Below are 23126 nucleotides of genomic sequence, written 5' to 3'. Positions count from 1 at the left end.
CTTTCCGATCACCGGGGACGGTGGATATGGGCGCTTTGGACAATGCCAAAGGCTGCCATCAGAACCAGCATAGCCGATCCGCCATAGCTGACCATTGGCAGGGGCACACCCACGACCGGGGCAAGGCCCATGACCATCGACATGTTCACGGCAAAAAACAGGAAGAAGTTCAACGCAATCCCGAGTGTCACCAGCGAAGAAAACCTGTCCTTCGTCGACAGCGCCGTGACCATGCAGAAGATCAGGATCAGTCCGTACAGGGTCAGCAGTGTGATGCCGCCAACAAAGCCGAACTCTTCGGCCAGCGTGGTAAAGATGAAGTCGGTGTGTTTTTCAGGCAGAAAGTTCAGCCGCGATTGTGTGCCCTGCATGAATCCGCGCCCGTTCCACCCCCCAGACCCCAAGGCGATTTTCGACTGCGTGATATGGTACCCGGCACCCAGCGGGTCGGTAGACGGGTCGAGAAACGTGTCGATGCGGCGGAACTGATAGTCTTTCAGAAGCTGCCATTCTGTTCCACGGCTGTTGAACACGGTGGCAATCAGACCGACGCCCGCCGCAATCACTGCAGCGAAATAGGCCCAGTGGACACCCGCAAGAAACATCAATCCACCCCCGGCCGCGAGCAGCAGGATCGAGGTGCCAAGATCCGGCTGGCGTAGCACCATGAATGTGGGAATCAAGATCAGGATGACGGGGATGATCACCCAGATCGGACGCGATGTTTTGTGCGATGGCAACCAGTCATAATACGACGCCAGTAGCATCACCAACGTCACTTTCATGACTTCGGATGGTTGCAGCCGCATGAACCCAAGATCAATCCAACGCTGTGCGCCCATACCGACAGTTCCGAACAGCTCTACGAATACCAGCAAAGCGATCGAGCCCAGATAAGCCACCACTGACATGTTGCGCCAGAACCAGATCGGCACAAGCGCCACGATGAACATGACCGCTAGGCCAAGGCCGAACCGCTCCATCTGAGGTTCCGCCCAGGGGGTCCAAGACCCCCCGGCCACCGAATACAGCATCAGAAACCCGGCGCTGGCCGTGCTGATCAGCAACAGGGTTAGGGGCCAGTTCATAAACAGAAACTTGCGAAACCCTGACGGAGTGGATTTGACGGCGTATTCAAGATAGCTCATGCGCGGTCCTTTTCGGACGGACGCGCTTTGGGGCGGCGATCGCCCTCAAGCCGTTTTTGCTGTTCCTTGATGCGGTCGCGGTCGGCGACCGGGTAGGCTTCCAGTGGCGGTGTGCCGTTGTAAAGGGCCTGCAGCATGATATCCCGCGCAACCGGCGCCGCCGCCTTGGAGCCCCCGCCGCCGTGTTCCACGACAACAGCGACGGCATATTTTGGGTTGTCATACGGCGCAAAGCTGACGAATAGCGCGTGGTCACGGCGTTCCCATGGCAAGTCTTCGTTGCGGATAACACCAGCAGCGCGCTCAGCCTTGGTGATGTTGCGCACCTGACTGGTTCCGGTTTTGCCCGCCATGCGGAACTCGTCAGCGATAATCCGGCTGCGATAGGCCGTTCCACGCCGATCGTTCGAGACCGAGAACATCGCCTTGCGCATCTGTTCAAGGTTGTTTGGGTTCACCGCCAAAGGTTCACCCGCGCCCGAGGGTTCTTCGACACCGTTCACTGACCGTACCAAACGCGGCGAGACAGCACGCCCTGTGGCGATCCGCGCCGTCATGACCGCCAGTTGCAACGGTGACGCCAGCATGAACCCCTGACCGATCGAGGCATTCGCCGTGTCGCCCACCAGCCAGTCCTGACCATGCACGCGCTGTTTCCATTCCTGGTTCGGTGCAAGCCCTGCGGCAACAGCGGACATCGGTATGTCGTGTTTCACGCCCAGTCCGAATATGCGCGCCATGTCCGAGATCCGGTCGATACCGGTGCGCAAAGCCACGTCATAGTAGTAAACATCGCAACTGCGTTTGAGCGATGTTTCCAGATCGACGGTGCCATGGCCGCCGCGCTTCCAGCAGTGGAACCTGCGGCTGCCGACTTTCAGGTGGCCGGGACAATACACGGTGTTGGATGGGCCGATTACCCCGGCCTCAAGCGCGGCCATTGCGGTGATCATCTTGAAAGTCGAACCGGGCGGGTAAGTGCCCTGCACCGTCTTGTTGGCCAGCGGGCGGTAGTTGTCCTGAGTCAGCGTCCGATAATCCGCGACAGAAATGCCGCGCACGAACAGGTTTGGGTCGAAACTGGGGGCAGAGCTGATGGCGCGTATGTCCCCGGTTTCGCAATCAATTACAACGGCTGCGGCACTTTCCCCCGCCAAACGTGCCTGTGCGTATTGCTGCAGGTCTGCGTCCACGGATAGCTGAAGATCGGCACCGGCCTCACCCACTTGCCTGTCCAATTCGCGCATCACGCGGCCTGTGGCGTTGACCTCGACCCGTTTGGCGCCTGCTTTGCCGCGCAAGGTGCCTTCCTGTTTGGCTTCCAGACCGACCTTGCCGATTTGGAAACGGGGAATACGAAGAACCGGCTCGGGATCCTCGATCTGGCTGAGGTCGTAGTCGCTGACCGGGCCGACATACCCAACGACATGCGCAAAGTCTTCGTATCTTGGGTATTGGCGGGTCATGCCAACTTCGGGGGTGACACCGGGCAGGGCAGGGGCGTTGACGGCGACTTTTGAGATATCTTCCCACGTCACCTGATCCGCCAGCGTCACCGGCAGGAACGGGGCCGACCGGCGCATTTCAGTCTTGGCGCGTTCGATCTCGTCCTCGGTCAACGGGATCAGATCGGACAGTTTGGAGATGACGGCATCGACATCGCCTGCATCCTCTCGGACCATCACGATCCGATAGGATGGCGAGTTCTGTCCAATAATTTGTCCGTTACGGTCGTAGATCCGTCCGCGTGTTGGGGGGATAAGTCGGATATTGATGCGGTTCTCTTCCGCCAGCAGGCGGTACTCGTCAGCCTGATCCACCTGCATGAACCGCATTCGGGCCGCCAACCCGCCGATGAAGGCCGCCTGCAAGCCGCCCAATACCACCGCGCGGCGCGGCAGGCGTTTATAGGCAAGCCCCTGCGATTTGGTCTTGCGCTGTTTCATGACCGAAGCCCCGCTGCAGCAGAATCCACCGCCGAGGCGCGTCGAACGCCGAATCCGCTTTGGCTGAGCAGAACGATCAGCGGATAAACTGCAATTGTCAGAACCACTTGTATCACCATCGGCCCCAATGCCGTTTGTTGCACGGTTAGAATAGCAAGAATTATGCGGTTCAGTACAAAAACAGCCGTGATCGCGACGGCTGCGGTTGTCCATTCGGCAAAAAATCCGTCATCGCGCATACCGGGCGCGGCCCCGCGCAAATAGGCTGACCCCAGAACAACAAGCGCAGCCAGCAATCCCGGAGGACGTTGCAACAACAGGTCCGCCAGCAGCATCACGATCGCGATCAAAGGGATTGGAACGTATTCAGGCCGCCGTAAGACCCAAGCGAAGGTCAAGGCCATCAGCAGGTCGGGAAACGGCAAGCGCCCCGGTTGTGTGTCCAGCGGCAAAAGGTGCAGAAACATGATCAGAAAGGCCAGAAACAGGTACAGCGCCCGCTTGGTCCAAAGCTGCGAGACCTGCCTATCCATCGCCAGCCTCTGCAGGTGCTTTGGCGGCTTCGGGTCGTCTTGGCCCGACGATATCGCCGGAATCCTCAATCGGAGGCGCAGAATGGAACCGTAGGACCCGCAGAAACTCGAGCCTTTCGAAATCAGCGGACAAACGGACCCGCAGGCGCCCACCGGGGTCAGCCGTGATCTGGCCTATCAACAAACCACCCGGGAAAACGCCGCCATCGCCCGATGTGACAACCCGGTCACCGGGACGTACCAGTTCGCGGTTTTCAAGAAACTCGACCGCCGGAGAAGGCGTGTTATCCCCCGCGATCAGTGCGGTCTGGCCAGAAGGTTGAATCGTTGCGGGTATCGCGCTGGAGGCATCGGTCATCAGGATCACCCGCGCTGTGTCCGGGCCAACGCCCGAGATGCGCCCCACCACGCCGATCCCATCCATCGTGGCCCAGCCGTCCATAATCCCGTCACGCTCGCCCACATTCAGCAAGACCGACTGACGGAAGGGCGAGCCGCTATCCGCCATTACGACGCCCGTGATATAGGTCAGGCGCGGATCAAGCCGCACATTGTTGAGGTCAAGAAGGCGGGCGTTTTCCTGTTCAAGCTGAAGGGCCGCTTCTTTCCACGCGCGCATCAGGCGCAGTTCGCTGCGCAATTCCTGATTTTGCTCGCTCAGGCGCTGATAGCTTTGAAAATCACGTACAAGGTTTACGACGGCCGTGACCGGAACCATGGCCCAATCCATCGAGGGTACGACGGTGTCTACGACCTGTGCGCGGAACCGCTCCACCCGCGGGCTGTCAATGCGCCAGACCAGAAAGATGCCCAGCAGACACAGAACCACGATCCCCAGCAGCAGGCGGCGTAAGGGGGTTGTGTATTCGTCGCGCTGTGATCGGTCCTTTGCCACAGGTTACCTTCCCGTGCTGCTCTTGCCCGAGTTTTCACCCCAAAAGGGTGCGCGCCTTAGCTTTCGTAGTCAATCGCGTGGCGCAGTTGTTTTTCATATTCCAGCGCCTTGCCGGTGCCCAAAGCCACACAGTTCAGGCTTTCATCGGCAATCGACACGGCCAAACCGGTCTGTTCGCGCAGCGCAAGGTCCAGATCGCCCAGTAGCGCGCCGCCGCCGGTCAGCATGACACCCCGGTCCACGATATCCGCGGCCAGATCGGGCGGCGTGGTTTCCAGCGCGGTCATCACCGCCTCGCAAATCTGCTGGACGGGTTCTGACAGCGCTTCGGCAACCTGCGCCTGACTGATCTCGATTTCTTTCGGCACGCCGTTCAACAAGTCGCGGCCCCGGATATGCATCGACTGGCCGCGGCCATCGTCGGGCATGCGGGCGGTGCCGATGGTGGTCTTGATCCGCTCAGCGGTGGATTCACCGACCAACAGGTTCTGCTGGCGGCGCAGGTACGAGATGATCGCCTCATCCATGCGGTCGCCACCCACGCGGACCGATCGCGCGTAGACGATGTCGCCCAGCGACAGGACAGCAACCTCTGTAGTACCGCCGCCGATGTCGACGACCATGTTGCCGGTTGGATCAGTGATCGGCATCCCGGCACCAATGGCGGCTGCAATCGGTTCGGCAATCAGGCCTGCGCGGCGCGCGCCTGCGGACAGAACCGACTGTCGGATCGCGCGTTTTTCAACGGGTGTCGCACCATGGGGCACGCAGACAATGATCTTGGGCTTAGAGAAGGTCGAGCGTTTGTGCACTTTGCGGATGAAGTGCTTGATCATCTCTTCGGCGGTGTCGAAATCCGCGATGACACCTTCGCGCATCGGGCGGATCGCTTCGATGGACCCCGGTGTCCGGCCCAGCATCAGCTTGGCGTCCTCACCCACGGCCAGAACCTTTTTGACACCGTCCTTGACGTGATAGGCAACCACTGAGGGTTCCGACAGGATCACACCGCGCCCTTTGACATAAACCAGCGTGTTCGCTGTCCCAAGGTCAATGGCCATGTCCGCTGTGAACAAGCCGCCCAGATTGCCAAAGATTCCCATGTGTTCACTGATCCCGTTCGTCAGAATTTCTACTGCCCGCGACTCGACGGTTCCGGGACGGATGTCTTATAGGGTGCCATCTCGCCCGGTAAAAGGGCTGATTCCGCGTCAATCAGCACCTTTCCGCCTTATTGAGAGGGACTTTAGAAGGCAACATGCTCTCATATCAACATATTTACCACGCTGGAAATCTGGCTGATGTGCAAAAGCACGCTTTGTTGGCATGGATGCTGAAATATCTGACCCGCAAGGACAAGCCTCTGACCTATCTCGAGACGCATTCGGGCCGTGGCTTGTATCAGTTGGATGCAGCCGAGGCCGTGCGGACGGGCGAGGCCGCCGCTGGAATCGAACGGGCGCGGCGCGAAGGGTGGTTCAGCGCGGATCATCCCTTGTCAATGGCGCTAAGTATTGTTCGGGCGCGTCATGGTGAGAACAGCTATGCCGGTTCGCCCCTGATCGCTGCCAGCCTGCTGCGCGAACAGGACAGTTTGCACTTTGCCGAGTTGCACCCGCAGGAATACGCGGCACTGTCTATGACGATGTCTGCCTACGGGGCAAAGATCTACCAGCAGGATGGCTACGAACTGGCGCAGTCGTTGCTGCCACCGACACCACGCCGAGGGCTGCTGTTGATCGACCCAAGCTATGAGGTGAAATCGGAGTACGATCGCTTGCCTGGGATCATTTCCAAGCTGCACCGCAAGTGGAACGTTGGGGTGATTGCGTTGTGGTATCCGATCCTGTCCGACGGGCGGCACAAAGCGATGGTTGAGGCGCTGGTAAAACAGAACCTGCCGAAAGCCGAATGTCATGAAGTCCGGTTTCCGGCCGCGCGCGAAGGGCACCGCATGATCGGTTCCGGAATGTTCGTTGTGAGCGCCCCGTTTGGGTTCAATGAGGAAACCCGTCGGCTGGATTCACTCTTTGCCGGGCTTTAAGACGCCTGAATACATGCGTCGGTCGCATTGACCTCCACCCTATACACGCACAGGGTGTTTTTTGAAAATTCCTTATGACAATGGGGTTTTCGGCCCTAGAATTCGGGCGAGGAGGGGTGCCATGGATCGCCGACTTGCTACGGTTCTGGCTGCCGACATGGTCGGGTACAGCCGTTTGATGGAGAACGATGAACAAGGCACGCTGGCGCGGTTGCGCACGCACCGAATAGAACTGATTGATCCGGCCATCGACAAGAACAGGGGCACGATCATCAAGACCACCGGCGACGGGATGCTGGTCGAGTTTTCCAGCGCCAGCGATGCGGTTACCTGCGCGGTCGAGGTTCAGAACCGGATGCTGCGGCGGAATGCAGATGTCCCAAGGGATCAACGCATACAGTTCCGGATTGGCATCAATCTTGATGAGATCATTTTCGAAGACGGCGATATCTTTGGCAGCGGCGTAAACATTGCCGCCCGGTTGGAGCAGTCAGCCCATGCCGGAGGTGTGGTGATTTCAGGCACAGTGCATGATCAGGTGTCTGGTCGACTTGAATTTCAATATCAGGACTTGGGCAATCTCGAACTAAAGAACCTGTCTCAACCCGTCCATGCTTATCGCGTCGAGTTGGATAGACCTTCTGACGACGTCGAGCCGATAGAAGAAGCGGACACCAAGGTCGTAAAGCCTTCGATTGCGGTTTTGCCTTTCGCCAACATGAGCGGCGACACCGAGCAGGAGTTCTTTGCAGATGGTCTGACCGAGGACCTGCTGACCGAACTTAGCCGAAGGCACGAGTTGTTCGTAATCTCTCGAAATTCCAGTTTTGTCTATAAGGGACAGGCCGTGAATGTGCGGGAGGTCGGTGAAAAACTGGGGGCGCAGTACATTGTCGAGGGCAGTGTGCGAAAGGCCGGAAACCGGGTGCGGGTCACCGTTCAGCTTATCGACAGCGATAATGACGGGCACGTCTGGGCCGAGAAATACGACCGCGATCTGGACGACATATTTGCGATTCAGGACGAAGTGATTTCCGCTGTGGTCGCCACCTTGCCGGGGCGGATCGAAGCATCGCAGCAAGAGGGTCTGACGCGCAAGACACCCTCCAGTTTCGCAGCGTATGAATGCGTCTTGGCGGCCAAGGTGCTGCACCATCGCAGCACGCGCCAAGCGAATGTCGAAGCGACCGAAATGATCGACCGGGCAATCAAACTGGATCCGGATTATGCGCATGCCCATGCCTGGAGCGGTTGTATCCGTGGACAGGCCTGGGGGTACGGCTGGTGTGACGACCGCGAAGCGATGCTGGCCGAATGCGAAGAGGCCATACTTAAGGCAGCATCGCTGGATGACAACGACGCTGACGTGCATCGCCTGATGGCGGCGGTCGAGATCTTGCGAAACAATCTTGGGCGCGCGCGGTACCATCAGGAAAGAGCGTTGTCTCTGAATCCCAATTACGATCTTGTCGTTGTCCAGATGGGAGAGTTGTTGACCTGGTCAGGCCGACCCGACGAGGGGGCGGAATGGATACAGAAAGCCATGCGCCTGAACCCGCATCACCCCGCCCGGTTCTGGAGCCATCTGGGAAAGGCGCGGTTCTGCGCCAAAAACTATCATCAGGCGCTAGATGATTTCGGACGTTTGCCGTCCTTGGACATGGTCCAAAACGCCTATGTTGCGGCTTGTCATGCCTGGCTTGGAAATGATGCCGAAGCGCGCGAACATGCCGAGGCAGTCGAGGCCGCGCAACCAGACATCAGCATCGAGGATATCGTCGCAACCCTGCACTATTCCAAGGAAGACGATCTGCACCATTTCGTTCGGGGCTTGGAAAAAGCCGGTTTGGCCTGACGCGCCAAACGAAAAACGGCCCGCTTGTGCGGGCCGTCCGGTTTATGTCAGATCCTTGTAGCTGATCTCGCGGGCGTCCGCGCCGGGGCCTGCCTTTTCACGTCGCATGATCAACCGGTTCAGTGCGTGGATATACGCCTTGGCAGATGCAACGACTGTGTCGGTATTCGCCGATTGCCCCGTTGCGATCATGCCGTCTTCTTCCAGCCGCACGGACACAGTGGCCTGCGCGTCGGTGCCTTCGGTTACCGCGTGAACCTGGTACAGTTGCAAATGCGCCTTGTTGGGATAGATCGACCGGATCGCCTTGAAGGTCGCGTCCACCGGTCCGTCCCCATGTTCCGTCGCGATGATGTCCTTGCCGTCCATTTCCAGCTCGACCGTCGATTCCGCCTGACCCCCGGTGCCACATGTGACTTTCATGGACACCAGTTGGAGGTAGTCGTCGGCATCGTCCAGCGTCATCAGGGCAATGAGGTCGTCGTCGAACACCTCTTTCTTGCGGTCGGCCAAGTCTTTGAAACGCACGAAAATGTCGCGCAACTGGTTGTCGCCAACCTCATAGCCCAGCGTTTCCAGCTTGTCGCGCAATGCGGCGCGGCCTGAATGCTTGCCCAACGGCAGGGATGTTCCGGACAGGCCGATATCTTCGGGGCGCATGATTTCGAAGTTTTCGCGGTTCTTCAGCATCCCGTCCTGATGGATGCCACTTTCATGGGCAAAGGCATTCTTGCCGACGATGGCTTTGTTAAACTGCACCGGGAAGCCCGCCACAGTCGCCACCCGGCGCGAGATATGCATGATCTTGGTGGTGTCGATGCCCGTGGTCCAAGGCATGATGTCATTGCGGGTCCGCAGGGCCATCACGACCTCTTCAAGCGCGGTGTTGCCCGCGCGTTCACCCAAACCGTTGATGGTACATTCGATCTGACGCGCCCCGCCTGCGACAGCGGCCAGCGAGTTCGCGGTCGCCATGCCAAGGTCATTGTGGCAGTGGGTGGCAAAAACTACCTCGTCCGCGCCCGGAACCGTATCAATCAGGCGCTTGATCAGATCCGCGCTTTCGACCGGAGCAGTATAGCCCACGGTATCAGGGATGTTGATCGTGGTGGCCCCGGCCTTGATCGCAATTTCAATCACGCGGCAGAGGTAATCCCATTCCGTCCGCGTCGCGTCCATCGGCGACCATTGCACATTTTCGCACAGGTTGCGGGCATGGCTAACCGTTTCGTGGATCTTGTCGGCCATCTCGTCCATGGTCAGGTTCGGTATGGCGCGATGCAGGGGCGAGGTGCCGATGAAGGTGTGAATCCGGTTCTTCTCGGCGTGTTTCACCGCCTCCCAGCAGCGGTCAATGTCTGCGAAATTGGCGCGGGCCAGACCACAGATGCGGCTGTTTTTCGACCGCTCGGCGATCTCGCTGACAGCTTTGAAGTCACCTTCGGAGGCGATCGGAAAACCGGCCTCGATGATGTCGACACCCATTTCGTCCAACAGCTCGGCAATCTCCAGCTTTTCGTTGTGGGTCATGGTCGCGCCGGGGCTTTGTTCGCCGTCGCGCAAAGTGGTGTCAAAGATCAAGACGCGGTCTTGGTCGGTCACGTTGGTCATGGGAATCTCTTTCTTCTTCTGTCCTAAAGCCTATGGCGCGCGGGCGTCCTCCTCTGAGCGGGCGCGCCGGATGGCACGCTCAGAGGCGGATTAGGATCAGTAGGCCACGCAGTGACGCACCGCGGGTGGCGGTGTCGGCAACAAGGATATCTGCGCGGTTGATCATAGGATTGAGGTTATACAACCCATGCCGGGAATGAAAAGAAGGAATTTGCGTATAGCCGTCAGAAGGTTTTCATTTTCGACCCGGTTGATCCATGCGACCTGGCAGCTAGGTCACTGATGATGAAGTCAGCTCTTGTCATCGGTGCATCAGGCGGAATTGGCAGCGCTTTGTCGCAACAACTGCGCCATCACTCTGCCGCTGTAACGACCTTGTCTCGGTCCGTGGATAGTTTTGACCTGACAGGCCCTGAAAGCGTGGACCGGGGGTTGGATAAGCTGAATGGCCCGTTTGACATGATCTTGATCGCCTCTGGCGCGCTGGAGGTGAACGGGGCCGAGCCAGAAAAGACGATCAAGTCAATCTCGGCACCTGCCATGATGGATCAATTTGCACTCAACGCGGTCGGGCCGGCGCTGGTACTTGGGCACGCACATAAGTTGTTGCCGCGCGACAGGCAATGCGTCGTCGCGATCCTGTCTGCTCGCGTCGGGTCGATCGGCGATAACCGTCTGGGTGGGTGGATCAGCTATCGCGCAGCCAAGGCTGCCCTGAACCAGATCGTGCGCACATCGGCGATAGAATTGGCGCGCACGCATCCGCAATCCATTTGCGTCGCCTTGCATCCAGGGACAGTTCGCACCAGCTTTACCCAAAAATATTCCGGACGCAATCCAACTGTCGCGCCAGAAGAGGCCGCCAAGAATTTGCTGGGCGTTATAGACCGTCTTACTCCGGCCCAGACAGGCGGATTTTTTGATTGGAAAGGTGAGACCGTGCCGTGGTGAGCGATGCTCAGTCAGCCGTGGGCGTGTCCTCTTCGGGGGTCTCTGTCGAAGGTGTTACTGCAGGCTCTGCCACGTTTTCTTCTGGAAGCACTCCGTTTTCCCAGACACCGGATTCTTCCTGACCATTGGCGTAGCGTATGGTGCCGTCACCGTGGCGCTTGTTGTCCAGAAATCCACCTTCGTACACATCCCCCGTGGCATAGGTCGCGACCCCGGTGCCGCTTATTTTGCCATCGACCCATCCACCGGTATAGGTGAAGCCGCGCGGTGTTGTGATGGTGCCCTGTCCGTGGCGTTTTCCGTCAGAAAACTCGCCGTCATACACGGTTCCGTCAGGAAAGCTGGCTTTTCCTTTTCCCTGCCGCGCGCCTTCTGCCCAGTCGCCCTCGTACCGGTATCCGTTGGCAAATGTCAGAACACCCGTCCCGTGACTGAGACCATTTTTGAACTGTCCGGAATAGACAGCGCCGTTTGGATAGGTTGCCTTGCCGGTTCCTTCAAACACACCGGCAATCCAGTCGCCTTCGTAGATGATTCCATCGGAATACGTATGCATCCCTTTGCCATGCGGCAGGTCCGCGCTGAAGTCACCCACGTAGGTCGAGCCGTCGGGGTAGGTCAGTTCGCCAAACCCTTGGATCTGCCCGTCCGCCCAGTCACCGTTGTATTCGAACCCGTCTGTTCCCAGAAAACGCCCTTTTCCGTGGCGCCGGTCGTCAAGGTAATCGCCGTCGTACGTCGCGCCATTGGCATAGGTTGCCTTGCCCTTGCCCTGACGCTGGCCATCCACAAGATCACCCTCGTAGAGGTCGCCGTTCGCCTGAAGCAAACGCCCCTTACCGGTCATGCGATCTTCGGTCCATGCGCCTGTATATGTCATGCCATCGGGAATGGTCAGCGTGCCCTGACCGTGGCGTTGGCCGTTCTGGACGTCCCCCTCATACACGCTGCCCTGTGCCGACGTGATCTTTGCCTTGCCCTGTTTGGTTCCGTCCACCCAATCGCCGTCATATACGTAACCGCTTGGGTCAGTCAGAACACCCTTGCCGTGATAACGCGCGTCTTTGAATGCGCCCTCGTAGATCACACCATTTGCATAAGTCGCAATGCCGTCGCCGTTGATTGATCCGTTAGCCCACGCGCCCACATAGCTGCCGCCGTCGGGATAGATAATCTTTCCCTGACCTTCCGGCTGGCCTTTCGCAAACATGCCTTCATAGACCGAGCCATTCACATATCGCGCAACACCTTTGCCCTGAATCTCGCCCTCGGCCCATTCGCCGGAATATTCGAATCCGTTTGGCAGGCGATAGGTTCCGGTGCCGTGGCGCAAACCATTCAGGAAAGTGCCTTCGTAAACACCGCCAACTTCGTCATCCGCGACAATCACCTGACCATCCTGCGCGGAGGCGGACAGTGTCATCAAGGCCATCGCAGTTGCGGCAATCGAAGTGCGGAATGCGTTCATGGTTGTTCAGCCTGCCCGGTTATCGTCCTTTTGCGCAAAACTAAGATACCGATGGGGGCAGGGCAACGGCTTTTGCCGCATTTGTCTTTTCCTCGCGGTGCGATCTGTTAAATGGCATTAGAACAGACGAGGGCAAGAGGGCAGCATGGCCGACCGATTCCGCATCACTCTGGCGCAACTCAACCCTATTGTGGGGGATATTGACGGCAATGCCGCCAAGGCTATCGCCGCATGGGAAGACGCGCGCGAGGCCGGGGCCGACATGGTTGCGCTGCCTGAGATGTTCATTACCGGCTACAATACGCAGGATCTGGTGATGAAGCCTGCGTTTCATCGGGCTGCCATGGCTGCAATCGAAGAGCTGGCTGCCAAATGCGCTGACGGACCGGCAATGGCCATCGGTGGGCCTTGGGTCGAGGATGAAAACCTTCATAACGCCTACCTGATCCTCAAGAATGGCAAGATTGGCAGCAAAGTGCTGAAGCACCACCTGCCCAACGAGACAGTATTTGACGAAGTCCGGTTGTATGACTCAGGCCCGCTAGGCGGCCCTTATTCTGTCGGCAATACGCGAATAGGCAGCCCTATCTGTGAAGACAGTTGGCACCCGGATGTTGCCGAAACGCTCGAGGAAACAGGTGCCGAATTTCTGCTTGTTCCGAATGGTTCCCCATATTTTCGCAACAAGTACGATGTGCGCCTGAATCATATGGTTGCGCGGGTTGTCGAAACGGGCTTGCCGCTGATCTATCTCAATATGGTCGGTGGACAGGATGATCAGGTTTTTGACGGTGGCACATTTGGCCTGAACCCTGACGGCACACTTGCCTTCAGAATGCCGGTCTTTGACGAAGCCCTGCGCCATGTTGATCTTGAGCGTGGTGATGAGGGGTGGCGGATCGCGCCCGCTGACGTTGCGCCGCAGCCTGATGAATGGGAGCAGGACTATCGAGCGATGGTTCAATCGTTGCGTGACTATATGAGAAAAACAGGCTTCCCGAAAGCGCTGTTGGGATTGTCGGGGGGCGTCGACTCGGCCCTTGTTGCGGCAATCGCCGTGGACGCGATTGGAGCCGAGAATGTCCGCTGTGTGATGTTGCCGTCGGAATATACCAGCCAGGAGTCATTGGATGATGCCGAGGCCGTCGCCAAGGCGCTGGGTGTTCACTATGACTTTGTCCCTATCTCGGACAGCCGGGCTGCGGTGACAGAAACGCTGACGCCGCTATTTGCTGGTCGAGATGCGGACCTGACGGAAGAGAACATCCAATCCCGGTTGCGTGGGTTGTTGTTGATGGCGATCTCGAACAAATTTGGCGAGATGCTGCTGACCACTGGCAACAAGTCCGAAGTTGCCGTTGGGTATGCCACGATCTATGGCGACATGAATGGGGGCTATAACCCCATCAAGGACCTGTACAAAACGCGTGTGTTCGAGACATGTCGCTGGCGCAACGCCAATCATCGTGACTGGATGTCCGGTCCATCGGGCGAGGTGATCCGGCCTTCCGTGATTGACAAACCCCCAAGTGCGGAACTGCGCAAGGATCAGAAAGATAGCGATAGTTTGCCGGATTATCCTGTTTTGGACGCGATTTTGGATATTCTGGTGGATCAGGAGGGGTCTATTGCGGATTGCGTCGCGGCTGGTTTCGATGGCGACGTGGCGCGCCGGGTCGAGCATCTGATCTATGTCAGCGAATACAAACGCTTTCAGTCCGCGCCGGGGACACGTTTGACCAGCCGTGCCTTTTGGTTGGATCGCAGATACCCAATTGTGAACCGCTGGCGCGACCGATCCTAAAGGTATCGCGGGCCGCAAAACGTCTATTTTCGGATACAAACTACCCCCATTCATCGAACTGTTTCCAAATCCCATGGGTTTGTGGCCGCTTCCCTTGGGAGCAGGGGTGGCTGCTTGATGATCTGACATCTTTTCGCCATAGTTTTGTTGAATTATCGCCTCATGTGGGGCGGGTGTGACGCATTGCACTGGGCCACGAGCCTTTGACAGCTATCTGGCCAAATGCGGAACACTGATATGGGTTTTGGTTGTAATGGTCTGGTACGATTATGCGTGAGGAATACGATAAACCTCTCCACTCGCCTTTGCCGTGGAAGTCGATGGAATCCGAAGGGCAAACGCTGGACGAGGCGAAGATTGACACTGTCATAGCCGACCTCCTGAGCGAGGAGACCTCTTTTCGGGCGGTCCAACCCGAATTCGCGCGGCCCACTGAAACCGCAGAGTTGGACGCCGAAGACGAAAAGGTTGACGATCCCTCGGAAACGGTCATCGGTTTCACGTCTGCCCTGCGCCAGAAATGGGCTGAATTGGTCGGCGCTGCCTGAACGTTTCGGTCGCGACTAGAAGCGAAGCGTGCGCAGCGGCCACATATCATCAAAATAGTGTCAAACGCGACTTCGGTCGTATTGCTTCGGCACGATTGAAGGGCATTCATTGCTGTCGGAGCAATGAATAATGAGCGGTAAATGCCCGGCCCGAAACCTATTCCTGTCGAACCTGATCTGAGCTTACCCAAAGCCGTGGACGTCGTTGTCATCGGGGGCGGGATCATCGGCTGTGCTACCGCTTTGGAGCTGTCAGAACGCGGCTTGTCGGTGTTGCTTTGCGAAAAGGGTCATATCGCTGGCGAACAGAGCTCTCGTAATTGGGGGTGGGTTCGATTAGGGCTGCGGGATCCCCGGGAAATTCCGCTGATGATCGAATCTCAGCGTCTGTGGGATGACCTGGACCGTAGGACCGGTCGAAGAACAGGTTTTGTCCGCTCGGGAATTTTGTTTGGTGCATCGGGCCCCCGCGACCGCAACAACCTAGAGCGCTGGCTGACCCATGTAGACGGGCTGCAGACAGGTGCAAGAATGGTGTCCGGGGCAGACCTGAAAGAGCTTTTGCCGGGGTGTTCCACAGAGTTGGAGTGGGCCTTGTATATGCCGCAGGACGGCCGTGCCGAGCCGCAATGGGCCGCGCCTGCCATGGCCGAAGCTGCGCGCGACCGAGGTGCCTCGGTGATGACCAACTGCGCGGTACGCAGCGTGGATGTGCAAGGCGGTCGCGTCGCAGGTGTCTTCACCGAAAGGGGGCGCGTGGCCTGCACACAGGTCGTGCTGGCCGGCGGTGCCTGGTCGCGTCTTTTTGCTGGAAATGCGGGGATCGACTTGCCGCAACTCAAGGTGTTGAACACGGTGCTGCGCACTTCGCCCGCTGACGGACCTGAAACGGCATTGTGGTCTGATGACTTTGCCATAAGAAAACGCGCGGACGGGGGCTATTCCATTGCCTCGGGGCACGAAAACACGGTCGATATCGTTCCTGACAGTTTTAGGTTGGCGCGGCGATTTCTGCCGGCCTACAGGCAAGAGTGGCGGTCGCTGCGGTTCCGCTTTTCCAAACGATGGGCGGCTGAGGCACAACAGGGCCGGAGGTGGCTGCCCACGGATGTCACGCCGTTTGAACATTGCCGCGTTCTGGACCCGGAACCGTCACGCAAAGTTCTGAGACAGGTTTGGTCACGGGCCAGCAAAAGCGTACCTGCATTGAAGCAGGCAGAGATTGTTCAAAGCTGGGCGGGCATGATTGATGTGACCCCAGATGCAATTCCGGTCATGTCGAGCGTCGACGAGATGCCCGGAATGTTCATCGCCACGGGATTTTCGGGCCACGGGTTCGGTATCGGGCCCGGGGCAGGGCGGTTTATGGCCGATCTTGTGACCGGAGCCGCCCCATGCGTGGACCCGGCCGCGTTTCGTCTGTCTCGGTTTACAGACGGCTCGAAGGTGCGGCCGGATCCTGGATATTAGGGGTTAGCCCATCATCTGATAGCTGACCGGGACAAAGCGGAATCCGTCGCCGCGGGTTTCGACAAACCCTGCTGACGGGAAGGGCATGTGATACCCGATCATCGGTACTTTGTCTGCGGCCAGCATTCCCAGCACGTTGCGCCGTGACTGCGTCGCTGCGGCTTTGTCCATGTCAAAACGGACCTCCCATTCCGGATGCGCGAAAGACCAGACATAGTGGTTCGCCAGATCAGCGGTCAGCACCAGACGCTGGCCGTTGCTTTCCAGATGATAGACCGTGTGGCCCGGTGTATGTCCATATGCGGCCACGGCGGTAATGCCCGAGGTGACCTCGCCCCCGTCCTCGAGGAACGACATTTTCTCGGCCTGCGGGGTGACTTTGGCGGCCACCAGATCGCCAACGCGGTTCCCGGCGTCTTGCGCGGCCCAGAAATCATATTCCGGCGATGCGGTCACGAAGCGCGCATTTGCAAAGGTGGGCGCATCGTTTGTGGTCATGCCGCCGATATGGTCGGGGTGCATATGGGTGATCACAACGACGTCGATCTGATCTGTAGACACCCCCGCATCCGCCAGCGCGGCCTGAATGCCGCCTTGGCCCAGCCCTGCGTCGAACAGAACCAGCTCGGACCCTGTATTGACAAGCGTCGGGGTGAAGAAGAACTGTGCTACGTCGGGTGAGATGAAATTATCGGCCGAGACCTTGGCGAAATCCTCATCCGAGGCGCCTCCGCCAAAGATTTCCTTGGCGCCATCGCGGGGCAGACTGCCATCCAGCAGGGTTGTGACGGTAAAATCACCTAGTTGAAAGGATTTGGCGATGGTCGAGTTGGCCTTGGTTTCAGTTCCCGCAGCCAGAAGCGGGGTTGCTGCTGATGCAAACGGCAAAGCCGCCGCAGCGCCCAGAGCGGCCCGGCGGGTAAGTTTAACGGTCATTTTTGATCTCCCTGTGTATCCCAGCAGGTGAAAGATAGGTCGTCGATATCAACTTGCCACTTGAAGTTACCGTGAACGGGGCCGTGGCTGGACAAAACGCCCATCCTGTGACAAGAGCCGCGCCAACAGGAGACACCTATGACAACCACCCGTTTCGCCCCGTCGCCCACCGGTTACATCCATGTGGGCAACCTGCGCACCGCCCTGATGAACTATCTGATCGCCCGCAAGGCTGGCGGCACGTTCATCTTGCGCATCGACGACACCGACCCCGAGCGTTCGAAGGAAGAATATGTCGACGCGATCAAACAGGATCTGGAGTGGCTGGGCCTGCATTGGGACCGGGTTGAGCGTCAGTCTGACAGGCTGGACCGCTATGCCGAGGCTGCCGACAAGCTGCGTGAGATGGGCCGGTTCTATGAGGCGTTCGAGACCCCGACCGAGCTGGATCTGAAGCGCAAGAAACAACTGAATATGGGCAAGCCTCCGGTCTATGACCGCGCGGCGTTGAACCTTAGCGATGTTGAAAAAGAGGCCCTGCGCGCCGAGCGTGGCAACGGCGTCTGGCGCTTCAAGCTTGATCACGAGCGGATCGAGTGGAATGACGGCATTCTGGGCGACATCTCGATTGATGCGGCATCAGTATCTGATCCGGTGCTGATCCGTGGCGACGGGCAGGTTCTTTATACCATCGCGTCCGTGGTGGATGACACCGAGATGGGCGTGACGGACGTGGTGCGTGGCTCGGATCACGTGACCAACACCGCGACGCAGATTCAGATCATTGAGGCACTGGGCGGCACATGCCCGCGCTTTGCACATCATTCGCTGTTAACCGGCCCGCAGGGTGAGGCGCTGTCGAAACGTCTGGGCACGCTGGCGTTGCGCGATCTGCGCGAACAGGGTGTGCAGCCGATGGCTCTGTTGAGCCTGATGGCGCGTCTGGGCTCGTCCGACCCGGTCGAATTGCGCCCGGACATGGCCGATCTGATTGACGGGTTTGATATTACCCGCTTCGGTGCGGCGCCGACCAAGTTCGACGTGCAGGACCTGTTCCCTCTGACTGCAAGGCACCTACAGTCTTTGCCGCTGGCGGATGTTGCCGACGCCGTGGCGGACGCTGGTGTACCGACGGAACTGGCTGAACCCTTCTGGGCCATGGCGCGCGAGAACATCACCACGCTGGCCGATCTGAAAGGCTGGTGGGAGCTGTGCCGCGATGGGGCCGAGCCATTGATCGCTGACGAAGACCGCGAGTTCATCGCCGAGGCTGTTGCGCTGCTGCCCGAAGGTCCGTTCGATGGGGAAACCTGGGGCCAATGGACGAGCGCCGTGAAGGAGGCCACAGGCCGCAAAGGCAAAGGTCTGTTCATGCCCTTGCGCAAGGCGCTGACGGGTATGGAACGGGGTCCCGAGATGGCCGCCTTGTTGCCATTGCTGCAAGTGATCCGCGCGCGGGGGTGATGAACGCGCCTTGTGGCGCGTGTCTCCGACGGAAGTATTTTTGAACAGAAGAAGGGCCGGGGTTTGACCTCGGCTTTTTTATTGGGCGTTAACGATGGTTGCAGAGAGATGCTGTAGGCGGTCGTCGACAAAGCGCGTTTCGTCGGGTTTGAGCTGTTGGTGGCGCGGGTAACGTGGTTCGACCCGATCGTTCAGGATCGGCGCGTCCCACCCGTCAGTGGTGGTAAAGAAACGTTCGGCCCCTTCTTCGCCAAAGGCGCGCAGATACCCCTGAACGACGACGTCAATATAGCTGAGCAATAGCGGGTGTTGGTCCGTCGGCTCGCCGTGCCGTTCATGCGGAACGGCATATACGGCGATCTCAACATCGTGGGTCAGGGGATGCGAGATGGAATGCGTCGCGGGTACGCGGTCGTAGGCCCATTCCCGTTCATCCAGTGCGGCCCAATCGTTTTTGGGAACATGGGCGATCATGCCATCGATTTCAGAGTCTGCGTCCGGAACCGCAGTCAGAAAAGCGACTGGTCGCAGGTCCGTATGCTTCCATGCGCGTCGCCACCCCTTTAGCCGGGCGGGGCGGGGATCGGGAAAGTCGTGGGTGGCGAGGTTCACGAGGCTGCCGTAGCCAAAGAAATAGGGATCTGCCATGTCTTCCTGTGTTCTGCTGGGGCAATTGATGTATGTCAAACCGCCTTTTTGCCAGACATGCAATAAGATCCCATCTTGAAATTTGGGAGGCCATCATGCGCATCACCAAAAGGACGAACATAGCAGTGCGCCTGTTGATGTATTGTGCGGCGCATCAAGACAGGTTGGTGACCAAGTCCGAGATCGCCGAAGCCTGCAATATCTCGGAAAACCATCTGGCGCAGGTGATCAATCAACTTAGTCAACTGAATTATCTCAGCACGCAACGCGGGCGGAACGGTGGTCTGGCGCTTGCGCGTCCGGCCGATCAGATCCGTATCGGGTCGGTTTTCCGCCATGTGGAGGGCAACCTGCCGCTGGCAGAGTGTTTTGCGGATGCCGATAATACCTGTCCGTTGACAGATGCCTGCCGGTTGCGACTGGCGCTGCAGGATGCGGCCGAAGTATTCTATGCCTCGCTGGATGAGATCACTTTGGACGCGCTGGTGTGTGACAACGACCAGTTGTTGAAAATTCTGCAACCGGTGGCCTGTGCAAGGTAAGTTTAATCGCTGGCTCGCAGTATGCGGGCCGGGCGCACCGCAAGGGGGCGCAGGGCAAAGACAAGGCCCGCGCCCAGGGTCACGAAGATACCGGCCAGTACGATGCCGATGGCCGAAGGCCAAATAACGGTAAAATCCGCGTCAAAGATGAATGTCGCCACGGCCCAGCCCCCCAGAACACCGGCCAGCAATGCGACGGAGCCTGCCGCAGCCCCCAGAAGTACTGCGCGCAGGGCAAAGCTCAGCAAAATGCGGCGTCTGTCGGCGCCCAGTGTCTTAAGGATTGCGGCCTCATACCTGCGGGCGGGTTCGCCTGCGGCGGCTGCGCCGATCAACACCAAAAAGCCTGTCAGTAGCGAAACAGCTGCCCCGTAAGACGTTGCCGCCGCCAGACCTGCCAAGAGGCCCGACACTCGGTCGATCGCATCGCGCACGCGGATCGCGGTGATATTTGGAAACTGCCCGGCCAGATCGCGCAGAATGGCGGCTTCGGCCTGTTCTTCGGCATAGACGGTGGCGATGAAACTATGCGGTGCACCGGCAAGGGCTGACGGGTTCATGGACATGATGAAACCTATTCCTGCGGTCGAGAAATCTACTTCACGCAGTGAGGTTAATTTGGCCGTAATATCACGCCCCAGAATGTTGACCGTCAGTTCATCACCGAGCTTTAGGCCCATTTCCTCGGCTTCTTCGGCTGCAAAGCTGACTTGGGGGCCGCCCGAGTAATCTTCTGGCCACCATTGGCCTGCGGTAATCCGTGTGTTTTTTGGGGGCAGCGCCGAATACGTCACGCCGCGATCGCCATCCAGAACCCAATGATCACCAGCTGTGTCCCGCGCCGGGCGTCCGTTGATCTGAGTGATGATACCCCGCAGCATCGGTGCGCTCTCTACGCGGGTGACGGCTGAATCTTTTGACAATCGGTCAGAAAAGCCGGGCATCTGGTCTTTCTGAATGTCGACGAAAAAGTAGGATGGTGCCACGTCCGGCAGGTTTCCTGAGATTGCATTGCGCAATGTCCCGTCGATTTGTCCGACTGCCGCCAATACAGAAAGACCCAATCCCAAGGACAACACTACCGAAGCTGCGCCTTCGCGGGGGTTGGAAATCGCGGCCAGCGCCCAGCGTAGGGCGGGGCGACCACGGGCCGGTTTCGCCGCGAGGCGCGAAAGCCTACGGATACCCAGTGCAGAAAGCGACAAAAGAAGTAGCGCGGCAATCAACCCTCCGCTGGTCCACAGCGTCAGGCGCGCGGACCCGCTGAACCACGCTGCGGCTGAAATCAGCAGCACCAGACCAATGCCAGTCGCAATCACATACACTGGGCGGGGCAGAACCCTTGCCGAGGTCAGGGCATCGCGAAACAAGGTTGCGGCGCGGACTTCTTCTGTTCGGGCCAGTGGCCAAAGTGTGAATAAAAAGGCAGTCAAAAGCCCGTAGAGCGCGGCCTCTGCCAAGGGCTGCGGGTAGAGTGAAAAAACAGCGGGTACAGGCAGGCGGGCTTCGATCAAAGGCGCCAAGACCAGAGGCGCAACTCCGCCCAATATCAGGCCCATCACGATGCCAATGCCGGACAGGATACCGATCTGGATCATATAGGTTTGAAAGATGGTTGCTTTATCTGCGCCCAATGTCCGTAGGGTTGCGATTGTTTCGGTTTTCTGGGCGAGATAAGCGCGCACTGCGGCGGAAACACCGATGCCGCCGACTGCCAGACCGGACAACCCGACCAAAACCAGAAAGGCGCTTAGTCGGGCGACGAATTCGGAAATTCCCGGTGCTCCGTTTCGTGCGTCGGTCCAGCGCATGCCAGTTCCGTCAAAGAACGTCTGTGCACTTGCCGATAGCGTTCCGAGATCAGCGTCTTGCGGCAGCTCCAACCGGTATTTTGTTGAAAACAGCGTTCCCGGTGCCAGCAGTCCAGACGACTGAAGATCCTTTGTGCGGACCATCGTTCGCGGCCCCAACCCAAACCCATCTGCGGCCCCGTCCGGCTCATGCAGCAGGGCTGCCATCAATACAAAGTCCTGAGTTCCAAGCGTAACCTGGTCGCCTGTCGACAAACCTAACCTGTCGATCAGAATTCGATCCATGACGGCACCGGGCAGCGCCCCTTGCCCATCCATCGCGACAGAGAGCGGCATCTCGGGTTCCAACACGGGCGACCCCAAAAGCGGATAGGCGTCATCAATAGATTTCACCTGTGTCAGGGCGCGTTGCGTTTTGCCGTTCAACTGGACAACGGCCATTGAGCGGAAATCTACGACTTCGGACAGAGCTTCTGCCGTATTCTGCATCCAGGCGCGTTCGTCGTCATTGGCAAAGCGGTAGGTGAACTCCAACTGGGCATCGCCACCCAAAAGGGACGCGCCTTCTTTGGACAGTCCAGTCTGGATGGCGTGGCGAACGGATCCGACTGCGGCGATTGCCGCGACCCCTAACGCCAGACAAGCGAGGAATACTTGAAACCCCCGCAGCCCACCGCGCAGTTCGCGACGCGCCAAACGCGCGGCAAGGCGCAGGCTCATTCTGCGGCCTCTTGCAGCGTGTCTTCGGTTATGCGCCCGTCGCGCAACCGGATCACCCGGTCACATTTCTGGGCCAAGCTGTGGCTGTGTGTGACCAGTATGAGGGTGGCGCCATGTCGATCCCGTAGGTCGAGCAGCAAGTCAACAATCGCAGTACCGTTTGCTTCATCCAGATTTCCGGTGGGTTCGTCGGCCAGCAATATCTGAGGGCGCGGCGCGACGGCGCGTGCAAGGGCGACGCGCTGTTGCTCACCGCCCGATAGTTGCGCGGGGTAGTGATCCCGACGATGCGCCAGCCCGACGGCCTCTAGTTCCGTTTCTGCCCGCGAGAAGGCATCGCGATGTCCGGCCAGTTCCAACGGCGTGGCGACGTTCTCTAAGGCCGTCATCGAGGGGATGAGGTGGAAGTTCTGGAAAACAACACCCATCGCGCTGCGCCTGAAACGGGCCAGTGCGTCTTCGTCCATGTCGGTCAGATCGTGATCCAGCACGGTAATCCTGCCGCCTGTTGCCTGCTCCAACCCGCCCATCAGCGTCAGCAATGACGACTTGCCCGACCCGGACGGGCCAACCAGACCCAGCGTTTCCCCCTTGTTTACCGATAAATTGATGTCGTGCAGAATATCCACCCGACCGGCATTGCCATCCAGCGACAAAGCAGCATTTTGAAGCGAGAGTACTGGTGATGTCATAGGTCAATCCAATCGGAGGCGGTCAATTGGGATATGGAGC

Annotated in this window: 19 protein-coding genes; 8 read left to right on the top strand and 11 right to left on the bottom strand. The window is 58.7% G+C overall.

The genetic code is table 11. The annotated features are described in order from the left end of the window. Positions 1 to 8: 8 nt before the first annotated feature. The 5 genes from rodA to GOX75_RS09475 are packed head-to-tail and all read right to left on the bottom strand — an operon-like array spanning position 9 to position 5625. Positions 9 to 1148, bottom strand: a complete 1140-nt coding sequence (gene rodA / locus GOX75_RS09495; protein ID WP_171122480.1) for a rod shape-determining protein RodA — start codon at positions 1146 to 1148, stop codon at positions 9 to 11. Further along, a complete protein-coding gene (gene mrdA / locus GOX75_RS09490) occupies positions 1145 to 3094 on the bottom strand; it encodes a penicillin-binding protein 2 (protein WP_171122478.1) in 1950 nt (649 codons plus the stop codon). The genes rodA and mrdA overlap by 4 nt, the downstream gene beginning before the upstream one ends. After that, positions 3091 to 3627: a rod shape-determining protein MreD gene (locus GOX75_RS09485; RefSeq protein ID WP_171122476.1), complete on the bottom strand. Its 537-nt coding sequence runs from the start codon at positions 3625 to 3627 to the stop codon at positions 3091 to 3093. The genes mrdA and GOX75_RS09485 overlap by 4 nt, the downstream gene beginning before the upstream one ends. Next, on the bottom strand, positions 3620 to 4522 hold the full coding sequence (gene mreC / locus GOX75_RS09480) for a rod shape-determining protein MreC (protein WP_171122474.1): 903 nt from the start codon (positions 4520 to 4522) through the stop codon (positions 3620 to 3622). Before mreC ends, GOX75_RS09485 begins: the two co-directional genes overlap by 8 nt. 56 nt (positions 4523 to 4578) lie before the next feature. After that, positions 4579 to 5625, bottom strand: coding sequence for a rod shape-determining protein (locus tag GOX75_RS09475; RefSeq protein WP_039523195.1), 1047 nt, complete (start codon positions 5623 to 5625; stop codon positions 4579 to 4581). A gap of 155 nt (positions 5626 to 5780) precedes the next feature. Between GOX75_RS09475 and rlmJ the strand changes: the two genes are divergently transcribed. Continuing rightward, complete coding sequence (gene rlmJ, locus GOX75_RS09470; protein ID WP_171122472.1) at positions 5781 to 6566, top strand: 23S rRNA (adenine(2030)-N(6))-methyltransferase RlmJ; 786 nt, start codon at positions 5781 to 5783, stop codon at positions 6564 to 6566. A 121-nt stretch (positions 6567 to 6687) separates the two neighbouring features. Then, positions 6688 to 8421, top strand: a complete 1734-nt coding sequence (locus GOX75_RS09465) for an adenylate/guanylate cyclase domain-containing protein (protein ID WP_171122470.1) — start codon at positions 6688 to 6690, stop codon at positions 8419 to 8421. A gap of 42 nt (positions 8422 to 8463) precedes the next feature. Here GOX75_RS09465 and GOX75_RS09460 read toward each other — a convergent pair whose 3' ends face one another. Continuing rightward, a complete protein-coding gene (locus GOX75_RS09460; protein ID WP_171122468.1) occupies positions 8464 to 10032 on the bottom strand; it encodes a 2-isopropylmalate synthase in 1569 nt (522 codons plus the stop codon). A 285-nt stretch (positions 10033 to 10317) separates the two neighbouring features. On the opposite strand from GOX75_RS09460, the gene GOX75_RS09455 reads away from it, so the two are divergent. Next, positions 10318 to 10983: an SDR family NAD(P)-dependent oxidoreductase gene (locus tag GOX75_RS09455; RefSeq protein WP_171122466.1), complete on the top strand. Its 666-nt coding sequence runs from the start codon at positions 10318 to 10320 to the stop codon at positions 10981 to 10983. 7 nt (positions 10984 to 10990) lie between these two features. On the opposite strand, the gene GOX75_RS09450 is transcribed toward GOX75_RS09455, so the two are convergent. Further along, the gene (locus GOX75_RS09450; protein WP_171122464.1) at positions 10991 to 12451 is read right to left on the bottom strand and encodes an MORN repeat-containing protein; all 1461 of its coding nucleotides are present in this window, start codon (positions 12449 to 12451) and stop codon (positions 10991 to 10993) included. A gap of 145 nt (positions 12452 to 12596) precedes the next feature. On the opposite strand from GOX75_RS09450, the gene GOX75_RS09445 reads away from it, so the two are divergent. The 3 genes from GOX75_RS09445 to GOX75_RS09435 all read left to right on the top strand — a co-directional run bounded on the left by GOX75_RS09445 (position 12597) and on the right by GOX75_RS09435 (position 16273). Further along, positions 12597 to 14255 (top strand): NAD+ synthase, encoded by a 1659-nt coding sequence (locus GOX75_RS09445; RefSeq protein ID WP_171122461.1) that lies wholly within the window; start codon positions 12597 to 12599, stop codon positions 14253 to 14255. A gap of 269 nt (positions 14256 to 14524) precedes the next feature. Beyond that, positions 14525 to 14803, top strand: coding sequence for a hypothetical protein (locus GOX75_RS09440; protein ID WP_171122459.1), 279 nt, complete (start codon positions 14525 to 14527; stop codon positions 14801 to 14803). Between the two features lie 141 nt (positions 14804 to 14944). Next, on the top strand, positions 14945 to 16273 hold the full coding sequence (locus GOX75_RS09435; protein WP_171122457.1) for an FAD-binding oxidoreductase: 1329 nt from the start codon (positions 14945 to 14947) through the stop codon (positions 16271 to 16273). Positions 16274 to 16276: 3 nt separating this feature from the next. On the opposite strand, the gene GOX75_RS09430 is transcribed toward GOX75_RS09435, so the two are convergent. Continuing rightward, positions 16277 to 17209 carry an MBL fold metallo-hydrolase gene (locus tag GOX75_RS09430; RefSeq protein WP_171122455.1) on the bottom strand — a complete coding sequence of 311 codons (933 nt, stop codon included), beginning with the start codon at positions 17207 to 17209 and terminating at the stop codon, positions 16277 to 16279. A gap of 138 nt (positions 17210 to 17347) precedes the next feature. Here GOX75_RS09430 and gltX point away from each other — a divergent pair, with 138 nt between their 5' ends. Beyond that, on the top strand, positions 17348 to 18673 hold the full coding sequence (gltX, locus tag GOX75_RS09425) for a glutamate--tRNA ligase (RefSeq protein ID WP_171122453.1): 1326 nt from the start codon (positions 17348 to 17350) through the stop codon (positions 18671 to 18673). 78 nt (positions 18674 to 18751) lie between these two features. Here gltX and GOX75_RS09420 read toward each other — a convergent pair whose 3' ends face one another. Next, positions 18752 to 19321, bottom strand: coding sequence for a gamma-glutamylcyclotransferase family protein (locus GOX75_RS09420; protein WP_171122451.1), 570 nt, complete (start codon positions 19319 to 19321; stop codon positions 18752 to 18754). Between the two features lie 95 nt (positions 19322 to 19416). Between GOX75_RS09420 and GOX75_RS09415 the strand changes: the two genes are divergently transcribed. Beyond that, the gene (locus tag GOX75_RS09415; RefSeq protein WP_171122449.1) at positions 19417 to 19863 is read left to right on the top strand and encodes an Rrf2 family transcriptional regulator; all 447 of its coding nucleotides are present in this window, start codon (positions 19417 to 19419) and stop codon (positions 19861 to 19863) included. Positions 19864 to 19865: 2 nt separating this feature from the next. On the opposite strand, the gene GOX75_RS09410 is transcribed toward GOX75_RS09415, so the two are convergent. Together GOX75_RS09410 and GOX75_RS09405 are read right to left on the bottom strand one after the other, a co-directional pair. Then, entirely contained in the window at positions 19866 to 22394 is a 2529-nt protein-coding gene (locus GOX75_RS09410) for an ABC transporter permease (RefSeq protein ID WP_171122447.1), read from the bottom strand. After that, a complete protein-coding gene (locus tag GOX75_RS09405) occupies positions 22391 to 23086 on the bottom strand; it encodes an ABC transporter ATP-binding protein (RefSeq protein ID WP_171122445.1) in 696 nt (231 codons plus the stop codon). The genes GOX75_RS09410 and GOX75_RS09405 overlap by 4 nt, the downstream gene beginning before the upstream one ends. Positions 23087 to 23126: the final 40 nt, after the last annotated feature.

It is taken from the genome of Ruegeria sp. HKCCD7251, from assembly GCF_013031165.1.
Taxonomy (GTDB): domain Bacteria; phylum Pseudomonadota; class Alphaproteobacteria; order Rhodobacterales; family Rhodobacteraceae; genus Ruegeria.
The sequence above is the reverse complement of the archived record's forward strand: the minus strand, read 5'-3'. Positions and strand labels throughout refer to the sequence as shown.